Below are 15,880 nucleotides of genomic sequence, written 5' to 3'. Positions count from 1 at the left end.
ATGTTCCGTTACACGAAGCTCACCTTCCTCCGCGAGATCGGTTTCTGGCTGCTCGCCGCGGTCTTCCTGATCCCCTTCTACTTCCTCGTCATGACGGCCTTCAAATCCGACGACGAACTGTTCACGACATCGCCGCTCGGCGGGCCGACGCACCTGGCCTGGGAGAACTTCGCCGAGCTGTTCACGGCGCAGGGCAACACCAACATCGTGCAGGGTCTCATCAACAGCGTCATCATGACGGTCGGGTCGATCGTCGGGCTCGTGCTGCTGGGCGCCCTCACCGGCTACGTGCTCGCCCGCTCGACACGGCGCTGGAGCAAGGCGGCGTACTACCTCTTCCTCATCGCGATCGTGCTGCCGTCGCAGCTGGGCACCGTCCCGCTGTACATCGGATGGCGCGCGATCGGCCTCACCGGGTCGCTGTGGGGCATGATCATCCTCTACGTCGGGATGCTGCTGCCGCTGGCGATCTTCCTCTACGCCGGCTTCTTCCGCGGCCTCGGCACCGAGTACGAGGAGGCGGCGACGATCGACGGCGCGAGCAGGTCGCAGGTCTTCTTCCGCATCGTGCTGCCGCTCATGTCGCCGGCGACCGGCACCGTCGCGATCCTCACCGGCCTGATCGTGTGGAACGACTTCTTCACGGCGCTGATCTTCATGGGAGGCTCGGCGAACCAGACGCTGCCCGTGTCGATGTACTACTTCATCGGCTCGCTCGTGTCGCAGTGGAACCGCATCTTCGCGATCGTGCTCGTCTCGATGATCCCGATCCTCGCGTTCTACCTGTTCGCCCAGAAGAAGTTCATCCAGGGCTTCGCCGGCGGGCTCAAGGGATAGGCGGCGAACGGCTGTGCGCACCTGGCGACAGCCGGCGGATCTGGGTGACGGAACCTTCCGCAACCCCGTGCTGCCCGGCGACCGGCCCGACCCGACCGTGCTGCGGGTGGGCGACGAGTACTACCTCACGTACTCGTCGTTCGACGCGGCGCCGGGGCTCACGATCTGGCGCTCGCCCGACCTCGTGAACTGGACGTTCGTCACGTGCGCGCTGGAGCAGCCGCTCACGACCGTCTTCGCCCCCGATTTCATCGCGCACGACGGCCGGTTCTTCATCTACATCCCGTTCATCCCCTCGGCCTGGTCGGATGCGATGACCGAGCCGCAGATCTGGGTCATCACCGCCGATCACCCCGCGGGGCCGTGGAGCGAACCGGTGTTCACCGGCGTCTCGGGGGCGATCGACCCCGGCCACGTCCTGGGGGAGGACGGCGAGCGGTACCTGTTCGTCAACGGCATCCGCCGTGCCCGGCTGTCTCCCGACGGGCTGCGGGCGGTCACGCCGCTGGAGCAGGCCTATGACGGCTGGCGCTACCCGGACGAGTGGATCACCGAGGCCTATGCGCTGGAGGGTCCGAAGTTCTTCCGCCGCGGTGACTGGTTCTACCTCGTCAGCGCCGTCGGGGGCACCGGTGGCCCCGCCACCGGGCACATGGTCATCGTCGCGCGCTCTCGCAGCGTGCAGGGACCGTGGGAGAACTCGCCCCACAACCCCGTGGCCCGCACGTGGTCGCGCGACGAGGCCTGGTGGTCACGCGGCCACGCCACGATCCTGGAGGCCGCCGACGGATCGTGGTGGATGGTCTCGCACGGCTACGCGAACGACTACCGCACGCTCGGACGGCAGGCGCTGCTGGAACCCATCGCGTGGACCGACGACGGCTGGCCGGTCGCCCCCGCGGCCGATCTCGGCGCCCCGCTCACCAAGCCCGCCGGGTCGGGGGTTCCGAGTGCGGTGCCCGCACCCGACGACGACTTCGCGCAGCCGCGCTGGGGCGAGCGCTGGGTCTTCGACAACCCCGGCCCCGCCGAGGCCGACCGTGCGCGGTTCACCTCCGACGGGCTCGTGCTGCAGGGCAAGGGCTCCTCGCCCGCCGACGCCTCGCCCCTGACGACGTGGTCGATGGATGCCGCCTACGAGATCGAGGTCGAGTTGGAGGTCTCGGGCGGGGCCACCGGCGCTCTGCTGCTGTATTTCAACTCCCGTCTGTTCTGCGGCATGGGCTGGGACGGACACACCGTCGTCAGCTACGCGGGCGGCATCCGGTCGCACTGGCGCGAGCCGGCCGCGCCGGGCACCGTCATCCAGCTGCGGCTGCGCAACGACCACCACATCGTCACCGGGTGGCACCGCCGGCCGGGCGAGCAGTGGCAGCGCCACGGCGTGCGCTACGACACGCAGGGCTACCACTGTGCGACCGTCGGCGACCTCAAGAGCCTGCGCCCGGCGCTGGTGTCGGCCGGCGATGGAGAGGTGACCTTCCGGAGCTTCCGCTATCGGTCGTGGGGAGAGGAGCCCGAGTGAGCGTCCGTGTCGACGAACTGCTCGCGCGCATGACGTGGGAGCAGAAGCTGTTCCAACTGCAGATCGTGTGGCGGCGCGAGACCGGCGAGCAGCATGCGCTGGCCCGCCGCGGCATCGGGGCGCAGTTCTGGCCGCCCAGCGCCGCCGAGACGAACGCGCTGCAGCGCGTCGCGGTCGAGGAGTCGGAGCTCGGCATCCCGCTGCTGATCGCTCTCGACGTGGTCCACGGGCAGTTCACGATCTTCCCCACACCCCTCGCCCAGGCCGCGAGTTTCGACCCCGCGGTCGCCGCCGACGACGCGCGGATCTCGGCGCAAGAGGCGCGCGGCAACGGGGTCAACTGGACGTTCTCGCCCATGGTCGATGTCACACGTGACCCCCGCTGGGGTCGCGTGGTCGAGGGCTTCGGCGAAGACGTGCACCTGGCCGGCGTGCTCACCCGCGCGAAAGCGATCGGCTACCAGGGTGACGACCTGACGCGGCCCGATGCCCTCGCCGCGTGCCTCAAGCATTTCGTCGCCTACGGTGCCGGGGAGGCCGGACGCGACTACAACAGCGCCGACCTCTCCCGCCGACGCCTGCGCGAGACCTACCTGGAGACGTTCCGCATCGGGGTCGCCGCGGGAGCGGCCAGCGTCATGGCTGCCTTCACCTCTCTCAACGGCACGCCGATGCACGCTCATCGCGGGCTGCTGACCGGAGTGCTCAAGGACGAGTGGGGTTTCGGCGGCGTCGTCGTGGGCGATGCCGACGGTGTCGCCCAGCTCGTCGATCACGGCGTCGTGGCAGACGAGCCCGCCGCGATCGCGCGTGCGATCGAGGCGGGCGTCGACGTCGTGATGGGCGGCACGCTGCTCGTCGACGAAGACGGGTGCGCACTGCTGTCTCCTCGGGATGTCTCCCCGGAACGCATCGATGACGCCGTGCGCCGTGTGCTGACGCTGAAGGAGCGGCTCGGACTGTTCGAGAACCCGTACGTCGACGAGTCTGCGGGAGCCCGGGCGGCGACGCCGGAGCGCAAGGAGAGGGCACGCGCGGCTGCGGAGAGATGCCTGGTCCTGCTGCGCAACGAGGATGCCGCGCTGCCGCTCAGCGGACGCCGGCGCGTGCTGCTGGCCGGCCCCTACGCCCGCAGCCTCGACCACCTCGGCGCCTGGGTGCAGCACTTCGCGACCCCGGTGTCGCAGACCCTGGTCGATGCGCTCGCCGCCGAGCTGTCCGACACGGTCGTGGAGGTCGCAGACGGCGCGGGCTTCTTCGACGGTTCGCAGCAGCAGCTCGCCGAAGCCGTCGAACGCGCGCGAGACGCCGACGTCGTCGTGCTCGCCGTCGGCGAGCCGTCGGTGCTCTCCGGCGAGGCCAGTTCGCGCGCCGACATCACCCTGCCGGCCGCCCAGGTGCGCCTCATCCGCGCCGTCGCCGCCACCGGCACCCCGGTCGTCGTCGTGCTCGCGACGGGGCGCCCGCTCGTGATCGAGGAATGGGTCGACGACGTCGCCGCGATCCTGATCGCGTGGCACCTGGGAGTGGAGGCTCCGGCAGCCATCTCCGGGGCGCTCTCGGGCCGCGTGAACCCCGGTGGCCGCCTGCCGATGACCTTCCCGCGCGCGGTGGGCCAGATCCCGATCCACTACGACCACGAGAGCACGGGCCGCCCACCGCGCACGGGGGGCCGCATCCCGACCGGCGCGAGCGGAGACCTGGCCGGACCGGACAACCTCGATGACCACTACACGTCGAAGTACCTCGACCTCGAACTGGGACCGCGATACTCCTTCGGTGCGGGGCTGAGCTACACGAGCTTCACGCTGAGCGCGCTGGAGGTGACGACCGAGATCGACCTCGACGCCCTCGAAGCGGGCGAGAGCGTGAGCGTGAGCGTGAGTGTCGAGAACACCGGCGAGCGCGCCGGCGACGACGTCGTCATGCTGTTCGTGCGCGATGAGATCGCCAGCCTCACTCCGCCGGTCGCGCGGCTGCGCGGCTTTCGACGGGTCGCCCTCGAGGCCGGCGAGAGCACTCGGGTGCGCTTCGAACTGTCCGCCGACGATCTGCGCTTGTGGACCGACGACGAGCGCCGGATGCTCGAGCCCGGCGGGTTCTCCGTCTGGGTCGACGACGGCACGTCGCGCAGGGACGGGCGCTTCACGGTGCAGGAGAGGATATGACCCTCCAACGGCTGCGCGAGGCGGTGACGGGGCGCGAGCAGAACGCGATCATGCCGCTGTTCTGGCAGAAGGGCGGCCCGGTCGAGGCCGTGCGCGAGGAGATGGAGCGCATCGGCGACGCCGGGATCGGCGCCGTCATCCTGGAGGCCCGCCCGCATCCCGACTTCCTCGGCGAGGGCTGGTGGCGCGACGTCGACGCCGTGCTCGAGATCGCGCGACGGCGCGACATGAAGGTCTGGTTCTTCGACGACGACACGTTCCCGACCGGGCATGCCGGCGGCGCCGTCGAACACGCCGCCCCCGGGCTGCGCCGCCGCTTCGTCACCGAACGGCACACCGATGTCGTCGGCCCCGCGCCGGGCGCCTCGCTCATCGTCGAACGCCGCCAGTTCTGGGGGCCGTCGGCGGCGCTCGACCCGGGAACGCTCCTCGGCGTGGTCGCCTATCGGCGCGCAGAGGACTCGCACGAGCTGATCGGCGACCCGGTCGACCTCACCGATCGCATCGTCGACGGCATCCTGCGCTGGGACGTCCCCGACGGATGGTGGCGCGTCTTCTTCCTGAGCGTCGTCGCCGACGGCGGCAGCGCCCGGCACGCGAACCACATCGACTATCTCAACCCGGCATCCACGCACCTGCTGATCGACACCGTGTACGAGGGCATCCGCGCCCGCTACCCGGAGGAGTTCGGCCGCACGATCGCCGGCTTCTTCAGCGACGAGCCCGGCATCTACAACGATCCCGACACGTTCGACTTCGGCTCCGGGCTCGGAAAGCCCGTGCCTCTGCCGTGGAACGAGCTCGTGCACGAGCGGCTGGCCGCGGCGCTGGGGCGGGATGCCGTCACAGCGCTGCCGCTGCTGTGGAATGCCGCCTCGGGCGCCGAGCGGGCGGTGCGCTACGCGTTCATGGACGCCGTCTCGCGGCTGTACGCCGACGGGTTCGCCCGGCCCCTCGGCGACTGGTGCACGCGCCACGGGGTGGAGCACATCGGCCACGTCATCGAGGACAACGGGGCGCACACGCACCTCGGTCCGGGCGCGGGTCACTACTTCCGCGCCATGACGGGCCAGGACATGCCCGGCATCGACATCATCGGCGCCCAGGTCGCGCCGGGGTTCTCCCGGGGGCCGCTGGCCAGCATGTCGGGCCACTCCGACGGGGAGTTCTTCCACTTCACCCTCGCCAAGCTCGCCTCTTCCGCCGCCCACCTCGACCCGCACACGCGGGGCCGCTCGATGTGCGAGACCATCGGCGCGTACGGCTGGTACGCGGGGCTGCGGCTGTTCACCTGGCTGACCAATCACCTGCTCGTGCGGGGGGTCACCCATGTCGTGCCGCACGCGTTCTCGCCGGCGCCCTTCCCCGACCTCGACTGCCCGCCGCACTTCTACGCGCACGGGCAGAACCCGCAGTACCGGCACCACCACCTGCTGAGCGCCTACACGAACCGGCTCAGCCACCTGCTGCAGGGTGGCGCGCACATCGCCCCCGCGGCGGTGCTGTACCACGCGGATGCCGAATGGCTCGGCGCCGCCCAGCCGTGCGACCGGCCGCTGCGGCTGCTGATGGAGGCGCAGCTGGATGCCGACATCGTCCCCGCCGATGCGCTGGCTGCGGCGGCGACCGTCGGCGCCGCGCTGCGCGTCGGCGCCGAGACGTACGACGTCCTGGTCGTGCCCGGCTCGGCGTACCTGCCCGGGCACGTCGCGCGCGAGCTGGTCCGCCTCGACGACGCCGGGGTCCCGGTGGTGTTCGTCGATCGGGTCCCCGATGTCGTCCGCACCGATCCGGCGGCGCCCGAGTGTGCCCCGCGGCTCCTCGCCGAGCGGTTCATCGCCGTGCCGCAGTCAGACCTCGTGCACACGGTGGCGGGGCTCACCGCGCGCGCGGTGCGCGTCGCCGATCCGTCGCCGTCGCTGCGGGTGCTGCGCGTCGACCAGGGCGAGGCCGACGTCGTCCTGGTCGTCAACGAGTCGCCCCGGGATGCCGTCCGCACGACCCTCACCGTGCCCCGCGCCGGCGACGCCGTGTGCGTCGACGCCTTCCGCGGCACCCTGCAGGAGGTGCCCGCGCGCGCCGTGGCCCGCGGCACCGAGCTCGAGCTCGAGCTGGCGCCGGGAGAGGCCGCCGTCTTCGTCGTCGGTGCGCCGGCGGCGTGGGACGGGCTCGCGGTGGAGCCGGCGGCATCCGTCGGCGCCGCGCGCGCGATCGACGTGGCCTGGACCGTCGCGACCGCCACGGCCGACGAGTATCCGGCGTTCACCGCGTGGGGCGAGCTCGACGCGCTTGCGCCCATGGACGCCCCCGGGCGCCTGCCGCGGTTCAGCGGGACGCTCCGCTACACGGCGTCGTTCGCGGCGGATGCCGGCGACGCGCCCGGCATCGACGGCTACCGCATCGACGTGGGCGCCGTGCACGAGCTGGCGACGGTGCGGGTGAACGGGGTCGACCTCGGCACCCGTATCGCCCCGCCCTACGTGTTCGACGTGCCGGCCGGGGTGCTCGCCGCCGAGAACCGCATCGAGATCGAGGTGACGAACACTCTCGTGAAGGCGCAGCCCGACTTCTTCTCGGCGTTCGCGCAGCAGGAGCCGACGGGCCTCGTCGGCCCCGTCACCATCGCGCCGCTCGCCGCACTGTCCGAATGAACCCGCCTCCCCGTCCGTCGTGCCGGCTTCATTTCCCGGCGCCCGAGTCCCCAGGAACGTCATGACCACGCACACCTACCCCGCATCCGTCGACGTCGCGATCGTCGGCAGCGGCCCGACCGGCGCGGCCTACGCGCGCATCCTCAGCGAACGGGCTCCGTCGCTGACGATCGCGATGTTCGAGGTGGGGCCGACGGTCTCCGACCCCGTCGGCGCCCACGTCAAGAACATCGCCGACCCCGAGGCCCGCCGCGGGGCGCAGGTGGCCTCGCAGGGGCCGGGTGCCGCCGCCGCGACCGTCGCCGGTCCCGGCGACGTCGGAGCGGGGGACCGCAAAGCGCGCCCGGGCACCTACCTGCTGGACGACGGATTCCGGATGCCGGGGGAGGACGGGCTGCCCGCCGCGGCGTTCTCCAGCAACGTCGGCGGCATGGGGGCGCACTGGACCGGCGCCTGCCCGCGCCCGGGCGGAGGGGAGCGCATCGACTTCCTCCCCGACCTCGAAGAACTGCTCGACGAGGCCGACCGGCTGCTCGGGGTCACGACCGACGCGTTCGACGGTGCCCCGTTCACCGCGCTCGTGCGCGAGCGGCTCGCCGCCGCCGTCGACGACGGGCGCGAGCCCGCCGCCCGCGTGCAGCGGATGCCCCTCGCGGTGCACCGCCGCGACGACGGCCGGCTCGTGTGGTCGGCGTCGGATGTCGTGCTCGGCGAGATCACGCGGGCGAACCCGAACTTCGCGCTGTTCGACGAGACGCTCGTGACCCGGGTGCTCCTCGACGGCGGCCGGGCCGCCGGGGTCGAGGTGCGCGAGCGTCGCACGGCGCAGGCGCACACGGTCGGCGCGCGCGTCGTCGTCGTCGCCGCCGACGGGCTGCGCACGCCGCAGGTGCTGTTCGCCTCCGGCATCCGCCCCGCCGCCCTCGGCCGCATGCTCAACGACCAGTCGCAGGTCGTCTTCGCCGCCCGTCTTCGCGATGCGGCGGCGCAGGAAAAGTCCGCGGCGGGCGACGGCGCGCTGAGCGAGCAGAGCGGGGTCAGCTGGGTGCCCTACACCGACGCCGAGCCCTTCCACGGGCAGATCATGCAGCTCGACGCCTCACCCGTGCCGCTGGCCGACGACGACCCGGCGGCGCCCGGCTCGATCGTGGGACTGGGGCTGTTCACGGCCAAAGAGCTGCAGTGGGACGATCGCGTCGACTTCAGCGACGATGAGACCGACGGGTACGGGATGCCGGCGATGCGCATCCACTACACCCTCACCGACGCTGACCGCGCCACGCTCGACCGCGCTCGCGCGCGCATCGTCGAGCTCGCCGAGGCGATCGGCGAGCCGCTGGGCGATCGCCCCTTCACGATGCCGCTCGGCTCGTCGCTGCACTATCAGGGCGCGACCCGGATGGGTACGAGCGACGACGGCCGGAGCGTGTGCAGTCCCGACAGCGAGGTGTGGGCGGCGCCGGGCGTGTTCGTCGCGGGCAACAACGTCATCCCGACCGCGACGGCGTGCAACCCGACCCTCACGGCGGTGGCCCTCGCGGTGCGCGGTGCGCGCCGGATCGCCCGTGACCTCGCGGGATGATTCCCTTGCTTATGTAGAAATCAAACATTACTCTGTTAAAAGAGGGACAAAGTAGTCAGGAGGCTCACGTGATCCCCGATCGCATCATCGAGCAGGACACGCTCACCACCACCACGTCGGGCGGCGGCCGCGCCGCCGTCGAGGTGCGCATCCCCTGGTATCGCGCCCTGCCGGCGTCGTGCATCGCCGGCGCCCGCCTCACCGTCGACGGCGTCGAGGCGCCCGCGGCGTCGCTGCGGTGGGAGCTGAACGGGCGGGTGCGCACGTTCGACGACATGCGCGACGACACCGAGCAGTGGTGGTTCCCGCTCGATTCCGCCGTGCTCTCCGGAGAGCTCGATGTCGCACCGGGGGTCGAGCACGAAGTGGGTGTCGACCTGACGATCTACATCCCGTACATCATCATCGGCGACGACGAGGTGCTGCACATCGAAGAGCACGACACCAAGACGATGACGGCGGTGGCGGCATGAGCGCCCCCGTCGTCCCCGTGCAGCCCGGCGCCCCCATCCAGGGCGTCACCCTGTACAGCTTCACCCGGGCCTTCCACGGGCGCCAGTACGACCTCGAGGGTCTCATCCGCAAAGTCGCCGCCGACGGCTACGGCCCGGGCCTGGAGCTCGTCGGCTTCTCGTCGCTGCGCGGCTTCCCGCACATCGACGACCGGTTCGCGGGCTGGTTCGGGGACCTCGTCGACGAGGTGGGGCTCGTCCCCACGACGCTGTCGATCAACGCCGACATCGGCATCCATCGCGACCGGCTGATGAGTCAGGACGAGCTCATCGACTACATGAGCCGGCAGATCGAGGTCGCCGCGCGCCTGGGATTCGGCATCGCGCGCGTGCAGATCTCGCTCACCCCCGACTCGATGGAGCAACTGGAGCCCATCGCGCAGCGTCACGGCGTCGTCCTGGCGCTGGAGGTGCACGCCGACCAGTACGCGTCGCACCCGCGCATCCTGGCGCTGCGCGACCGGTACGCGCAGCTGGGTTCGCCCTACCTCGGCTTCACGATGGACTGGGGGGCGACCACCGTCGGGTTCGCGCCGTCGCTGCTGGAGGCCTACCGCCGTCGCGGGGCGTCGGAAGAGCTGCTCGCGGCGATCGTGTCGCAGTGGGACGAGTATTACCGGGCCGGGCCTCCCGCCGACCAGGACGAGCACGGGCAGCGCTTCGGCCGCTACATCGGGCTCGGCGCGCAGCACGGCCGCCCCGACCTCGGCATCGACATCGGCATTGCCGCGACGGGTCTTTTCGGCCCCGCTCCGGTGCACGACTGGCTGGAGATCATGCCGTGGATCCGGCACGTCCACGGCAAGTTCTTCGGGATCGGCGCGAACGGCGAAGAGCCGTCGGTCCCCGTGCGCGACCTCGTGAAACTGCTTGTCGACAACGGCTATCGCGGCGCGATCTCCAGCGAGTACGAGGGGTGGCACTGGAACTTCTGGCAGTCGCCGTTCGAGATCGTCGCGGGAGAGCAGAGCATTCAGCGCGCCGCCGCACGGGATGCCGGCGGAACCATGGTCACCGACGCCGCCGCAGCGCGCACGCAACTGGCGAACTGGCTGCCGCAGTCGGCGCGAGTGCGATCATGACCCTGCGCGTCGCCCTCATCGGCCACGGCTTCATGGGCGCCGCCCACTCGGTGGGATGGCGGCAGGCTCCGCGCGTGTTCGACCTGCCCGACGACGTCGAGATGACCGTCGTGGTGGGCCGCAATGCGGATGCCGTCGCGCGGTCCGCGGCGCACTGGGGGTGGCAGGAGTCGGCGACCGACTGGCGCGAGGTCGTCGCGCGGGACGACATCGACATCGTCGACATCGTCACCCCGGGCGACTCGCACGCCGAGATCGCGATCGCCGCGCTGGATGCCGGCAAGCACGTGCTGTGCGAGAAGCCGCTGGCCAACACCGTCGCTCAGGCCGAGGCCATGGCCGCTGCCGCCGCGCGCGCCGCTGCGCACGGGCGGAAGGCGATGGTCGGCTTCACCTACCGGCGCGTCCCCGCCGTGACCCTGCTGCGCGACCTCGTCGCCCAGGGGCGGATCGGCCGCGTGCAGCAGGTGCGCGCCGCCTACCGGCAGGACTGGCTCGTCGACCCCCGGTCGCCGCTGACGTGGCGGCTCACGAAGGAGGGCGCCGGCTCGGGGGCGCTGGGCGACATCGGTGCGCACATCGTGGACATGGTCCAGTTCGTCACGGGACACAGCGTCGAGGCGGTGTCGGGCACGGTCGAGACGATCGTGGCGCGGCGTCCGCTGCGGGCAGCGGGCCCGGGAGGGGCGGCCGGCTACGGCGACGTGACCGTCGACGACGCCGCCCTGTTCACGGGGCGGCTGTCCGGCGGCGCCCTGGTGTCGTTCGAGGCCACCCGCTTCGCGACGGGGCGCAAGAACGCGCTGTCGATCGAGGTCTCCGGCGATGCCGGTGCGCTGCGCTTCGATCTCGAGGACCTCAACACGCTGCAGTTCTACGACCGTACCGCTCCGGACGGTCTACAGGGGTTCACGAAGATCCTCGTGACCGAGCCCACGCACCCCTACGTCGACGCGTGGTGGCCGGCCGGGCACATGCTCGGATACGAGCACGGATTCACTCATCAGGTCGTCGACCTCGTGCGCGCGATCGTCGACGACACCGCGGTGCACCCGACGTTCGCCGAGGGGCTGAGCGTGCAGCGCGTGCTCGCCGCGGTCGAGGCCAGCGCCGCCCAGGATTCGGCGTGGGTCCGAGCGGGCGCCCCCGTCGGCGCCCCTGGTCGTTGAGCGAGGGAGCGCAGCGACCGAGACGAAACGCACGGAGCCGGTCACCGCGTTTCGTCTCGCTGCGCTCGCTCAACGACCGGAAGAACTGAAGGAGAAAAGACATGACCCGCCCGATCACGCTGTTCACCGGCCAGTGGGCCGATCTGCCGTTCGAGGAGGTCGCCCGGCTCGCCGGCCAGTGGGGCTACGACGGGCTGGAGATCGCCTGCTGGGGCGACCACCTCGACGTGTCGCGGTGGGACGACGAGGCGTACGTCCAGTCGCGCCGCGACATCCTGGAGCGCAACGGCCTGAGGGCGTGGGCGATCTCCAACCACCTCGCCGGCCAGGCCGTGTGCGACGACCCGATCGACGTGCGGCACCGCGGCATCCTCAACGACCGCGTGTGGGGCGACGGCGACCCCGAGGGCGTGCGCCGGCGCGCCGCGGAGGAGCTGAAGCTGACGGCGCGCTTCGCCGCGAAGCTCGGGGTGAAGACGGTGACCGGATTCACCGGCTCGTCGATCTGGAAGGCCGTCGCGATGTTCCCACCGGCATCCGACGAGTTCATCGCCGCCGGCTACCGCGACTTCGCCGACCGCTTCCACCCCATCCTCGACGTGTTCGAGGAGGTCGGGGTGCGCTTCGCCCTCGAAGTGCACCCGTCGGAGATCGCCTACGACTACTGGACCACGAAGGCGACCCTGGAGGCGATCGGGCACCGACGCTCGTTCGGCATCAACTTCGATCCGTCGCACTTCATGTGGCAGCAGCTCGACCCGCTCGCGTTCCTGCTCGACTTCGCGCCGCACATCTTCCACGTGCACGTGAAGGAGTCGGTCACGAACCTCGACGGCCGCAACGGCGTGCTCGGCTCGCACCTGCCGTGGGCGCATCCGCGGCGCGGCTGGACCTTCGTGTCGACCGCGCACGGCGAGGTGCCGTGGGAGCCGCTGTTTCGCGCACTGAACGCGATCGGCTACGACGGGCCGACGTCGGTCGAGTGGGAGGATGCCGGCATGGACCGGCTGCAGGGGGCGCCGGAGGCCCTGGGCTTCGTGCGCACGCTCAACGCGATCACTCCGCCCGCGGCGGCGTTCGACGCCGCGTTCTCCACCGCCGCGCCCACGGGGGTCGGCCCGTGACCTCTCCGCTGCGCCGGCCTCCAGTCGCGGACGTCGTCGGGCCGCCGCCCCGATCTACGGTCTGATTTCGTTACCGACTTGTGATATTTTCGGCTGTCTGAGGGCTTTTTCAAGAGCCTCAATGTCGGACCCCCTCCTTATCGTGGGGTGTATGGAGATCCGGTTCATCAGCACGTCGGCGGAGGTTGATCCGCTGGCCGAGTTGTGGGCTGAGCCGGTGTTCGCGGCGGCGTATGCGGCGGCGGAGAACGCGTGGGCGGAGACAGCGGTGGATGCCGTCTGGGACGACGACGTCGTCCCAGATTCCCCGGACGCTGAAGCGTTGTATGCGGTGATGGCGGACGGTCAGGACATCCTCGACGTGCACAGCGTCGTGCGCCACGCACGCGCGGCGGTGGTGGCGCAGGATGCCCTGTTCCACCGGATCCTGGTGCGGGCGGGAGAGAATCCGGACCCGTGGGTGGGTCCCGACCCGACCCTGGACCGGTTGTGGCAGCCGCGGCGGCAGGGTGAGACGGTCACCACGGTGCGTGCTCGCCGGCGGAACCTTGCGGTGCGGTCTGCGGCGGCGGATATCGCCGTCAGGGTGAGTCTGACCGATCATCAGGTCCGCAATCGGGCGCACCGTGCCGCGGTGCTCTCCCACCGCTGCCCACGCGTGTGGGGGTTGTGTCTTTCCGGGGAGGTGTCGGAGCAGAACATCCGCACCACGGTCGACCTCGCCGCGTCCCTCCCCGACGATGACACCGCCTCCTGGGCGATGTTCGATGAGGCTGTCTCGACGTTCGCGGCGACGGCCGCGCCGGGCCGGTTCCGTATCCGTGCCCGCGCGGTACGGGAGCGGGCGCACCGGGAGCCCTTGCAGGAGCGTCACACGCGTGCGAGCGCGGGTCGGTGTGTGTGGGTGGACCCTTTGCTGGATGGGATGGCGCAGCTGAGCGTGATCGGTCCCGCCGCGGACATCGCCGCGATCGACGCGCAGGTCGACGACCTCGCCACCCACCTCGCGAGCGTTGACGGGGAGACCCGCACGAAGGCGCAGTTGCGCGCCGACGCCCTGTTCGGACTGTTCTACAAGAATGCGCACGCGGCGGCGAAAGACCCGAAGAGCCCGTCCTCCGGGATCGTGCCGACCGTCCGCGTCACCATCCCGGTGCTCACCCTGATGGGGCACTCTGACGAGCCGGCGACGTTGGACGGGTATGGGCCGATTGATCTGGACACCGCGAAGACCCTCGCCGCGACCGCGGACACCTGGATCCGGGTGCTCACACATCCGATCACCGGGACGGTGATGGATGTGGATCGGAAAGCGTACAAGGTGCCGGAGGACTTGAAGCGGTTGATCCGGATTCAGTACCCGACCTGCGCGTTCCCCGGCTGCCAGCGCCCCTCCGACACCTGCGACCTCGACCATAGGATCCGCTGGACCGACGGCGGCGCCACCTCACGCGACAACCTCACCCCGGAATGCCCCGCGCACCACCCGATCAAAGACGAAACCCTCTGGGGACTGAACCGCGACCCCGACACCGGCCGCCTCTACTGGACCACCCCCACCGGATACAGATCCGACGTCGACCCACCACCCTTCTGACGCACGGCGCCGGCGGCGGAACAGCTCCTGCGGGCGAGATCCGCCCGATCGGGGCGGTGTGAACCGCACTACCCCAGTGCGGCGACGAAGTCGGCGGGGCCGGGCGTGGGCGAGGGGCGGCCGTCGCGCAACCGGTCGTGCCAGGCCAGCGCGTACGGGATTGGTTCTCCTTCGTGTGATCGCTCAGCGGGCGGAGAGGGCTGCGCGGGCGAGGGCGAGGTGGCGGCGGGTCATCTCCGACGCATCGGCGTCGAGCCACGCGTGGCCGCCCCACTCGCTGCACAGCGTGCCCGTGAAGCCGGTGTCGCGCAGGAGTGCGCCGAGTTCGCGGATCGGGGCAGACACGCGGCCGTCGGCGTCGTCGAGATCCCAGAACTTCAGGTGGAAGGCGCCGATGAGCGGCATGAGCTCGCGCAGTGACGCGGCGTGCGAACGGCCGAACCGCACCAGCAGGTCCATGTACAGTGCCGTCAGCTCCGGCGGCACCCGCCCGGCGGCCAGGAACGCGCGCACCGCGTCGGGGGTCTCCGGGTCGAGCCAGCCGTCGCGCAGCCGGGCGCGCAGATCCTCCGGGAACACATTGCCGGCGGCATCCAGTCGGTCGAGGTAGGTGACGGGAACCGCGGGCATGAGCATGCTGATGTCCACGAGCACGCGCACACGGGGGTCGTCGAGCGCCGCGATGACCTCCAGCGCGGGGGCGACGTGCGGCGTCTGCGGTGCCTGCGGACCCTGGATCTCCTCGTACAGCACGAGGTCGAGGTCGGCGAGGATCGGTTGCAGCCGGCGTAGCAGGGCGGGCCCGGCCTGGCCGATCGGCAGCCGCACGCCGCGGGCGCCCACGCGGTGCGCGGCGCGCAGCTGGGGGAGCAGGAACGCGAGCCGCTCGTCGTCGTCGCGGCGTCCGCCGCCGGGGCGCCACTCGTCGATGGCGGCGCCCACCATGCTCACCGTGCCGCCGGCGGCATCCAGTGCGGCGCGCAGGGCGTCGACCTCGGCGTCGTCGGGCGCGGGGAACGAGCGCCACAGGTGACCGGGTTCGAGCTCGATCACGCCGCACACCCCGCTGCGCACGATATCCGCCGAGATCTCGGCCGCCGTGCGCTGCGCACGGATCACGTCGGGGGTCCAGTTGAAGGCGCTCGCGGCGAGCGTCCACCCGTGGGGAAGGATCGGAAGGGGCGCCGGCGTCGTCATGCGGGGCCTCCGTCGACGTCTCGCGAGACCGAGGATGCCGCCGTGCCCGGCGCCAGGCGCGCGTCGGTGCGAAACGGCAGCACGAGCGGACCGTCGGTGCCCGAGGGCATGTAGGGGATCACGAGCCGGAAGGCGACCGAGACGTCGTGGATGCCGTCAGCCAGTGTCCGGTCGCCGGCCAGCACGACCCGGTCCTGCACGAACCACCAGCCCGGCTCGGCGCCGAGCGCGTCGACCGGCACGGCACGCGCGCCCAGCAGTGCGTGCACGGCGGCCGGTTCGCCGTCGATGACCACGGCCAGGTCGATCAGGCTCGCCAGCGGCAGCGACCGGATCCAGGGCAGCGACAGCCGCAGCGTGAAACCGTCGCGGGTCGCGCCCAGCGCATCCTCGCACAGTGCTTCCCGCGCCATCGTCACTCCCTCCGCACACTTCT

At 71.3% G+C, this 15,880-nt stretch carries 12 protein-coding genes; 10 read left to right on the top strand and 2 right to left on the bottom strand.

What is annotated here, in order from left to right; translation table 11 throughout:
- From QM720_RS04160 to QM720_RS04115, 10 genes are all read left to right on the top strand, one after another.
- Positions 1-837, top strand: coding sequence for a carbohydrate ABC transporter permease (locus QM720_RS04160; RefSeq protein ID WP_415124895.1), 837 nt, complete (start codon positions 1-3; stop codon positions 835-837).
- A 13-nt stretch (positions 838-850) separates the two neighbouring features.
- Positions 851-2,362: a family 43 glycosylhydrolase gene (locus QM720_RS04155; RefSeq protein ID WP_415124894.1), complete on the top strand. Its 1,512-nt coding sequence runs from the start codon at positions 851-853 to the stop codon at positions 2,360-2,362.
- On the top strand, positions 2,359-4,530 hold the full coding sequence (locus QM720_RS04150; RefSeq protein WP_415124893.1) for a glycoside hydrolase family 3 N-terminal domain-containing protein: 2,172 nt from the start codon (positions 2,359-2,361) through the stop codon (positions 4,528-4,530). Before QM720_RS04155 ends, QM720_RS04150 begins: the two co-directional genes overlap by 4 nt.
- Positions 4,527-7,181, top strand: coding sequence for a hypothetical protein (locus tag QM720_RS04145; protein ID WP_415124892.1), 2,655 nt, complete (start codon positions 4,527-4,529; stop codon positions 7,179-7,181). Before QM720_RS04150 ends, QM720_RS04145 begins: the two co-directional genes overlap by 4 nt.
- Positions 7,182-7,242: 61 nt before the next feature.
- The gene (locus QM720_RS04140) at positions 7,243-8,763 is read left to right on the top strand and encodes a GMC oxidoreductase (protein ID WP_415124891.1); all 1,521 of its coding nucleotides are present in this window, start codon (positions 7,243-7,245) and stop codon (positions 8,761-8,763) included.
- A 68-nt stretch (positions 8,764-8,831) separates the two neighbouring features.
- A complete protein-coding gene (locus tag QM720_RS04135) occupies positions 8,832-9,236 on the top strand; it encodes a DUF6379 domain-containing protein (protein ID WP_415124890.1) in 405 nt (134 codons plus the stop codon).
- Positions 9,233-10,357, top strand: coding sequence for a sugar phosphate isomerase/epimerase family protein (locus tag QM720_RS04130; protein ID WP_415124889.1), 1,125 nt, complete (start codon positions 9,233-9,235; stop codon positions 10,355-10,357). Before QM720_RS04135 ends, QM720_RS04130 begins: the two co-directional genes overlap by 4 nt.
- Positions 10,354-11,526, top strand: a complete 1,173-nt coding sequence (locus tag QM720_RS04125; protein ID WP_415124888.1) for a Gfo/Idh/MocA family protein — start codon at positions 10,354-10,356, stop codon at positions 11,524-11,526. Before QM720_RS04130 ends, QM720_RS04125 begins: the two co-directional genes overlap by 4 nt.
- Before the next feature lie 101 nt (positions 11,527-11,627).
- Positions 11,628-12,650 carry a sugar phosphate isomerase/epimerase family protein gene (locus QM720_RS04120; RefSeq protein ID WP_415124887.1) on the top strand — a complete coding sequence of 341 codons (1,023 nt, stop codon included), beginning with the start codon at positions 11,628-11,630 and terminating at the stop codon, positions 12,648-12,650.
- A 151-nt stretch (positions 12,651-12,801) separates the two neighbouring features.
- Positions 12,802-14,247, top strand: coding sequence for a DUF222 domain-containing protein (locus QM720_RS04115; protein WP_415124886.1), 1,446 nt, complete (start codon positions 12,802-12,804; stop codon positions 14,245-14,247).
- A 183-nt stretch (positions 14,248-14,430) separates the two neighbouring features.
- Here QM720_RS04115 and QM720_RS04110 read toward each other — a convergent pair whose 3' ends face one another.
- Together QM720_RS04110 and QM720_RS04105 are read right to left on the bottom strand one after the other, a co-directional pair.
- Positions 14,431-15,444: a restriction endonuclease subunit R gene (locus QM720_RS04110; RefSeq protein ID WP_415124885.1), complete on the bottom strand. Its 1,014-nt coding sequence runs from the start codon at positions 15,442-15,444 to the stop codon at positions 14,431-14,433.
- Positions 15,441-15,857 carry a hypothetical protein gene (locus tag QM720_RS04105; RefSeq protein WP_415124884.1) on the bottom strand — a complete coding sequence of 139 codons (417 nt, stop codon included), beginning with the start codon at positions 15,855-15,857 and terminating at the stop codon, positions 15,441-15,443. The genes QM720_RS04110 and QM720_RS04105 overlap by 4 nt, the downstream gene beginning before the upstream one ends.
- Between the last annotated feature and the right edge of the window lie 23 nt (positions 15,858-15,880).

The sequence above is a fragment of the Microbacterium sp. genome, assembly GCF_047602155.1.
Classification (GTDB): domain Bacteria; phylum Actinomycetota; class Actinomycetes; order Actinomycetales; family Microbacteriaceae; genus Microbacterium.
This window is presented reverse-complemented; position numbering and strand designations above follow the sequence as displayed.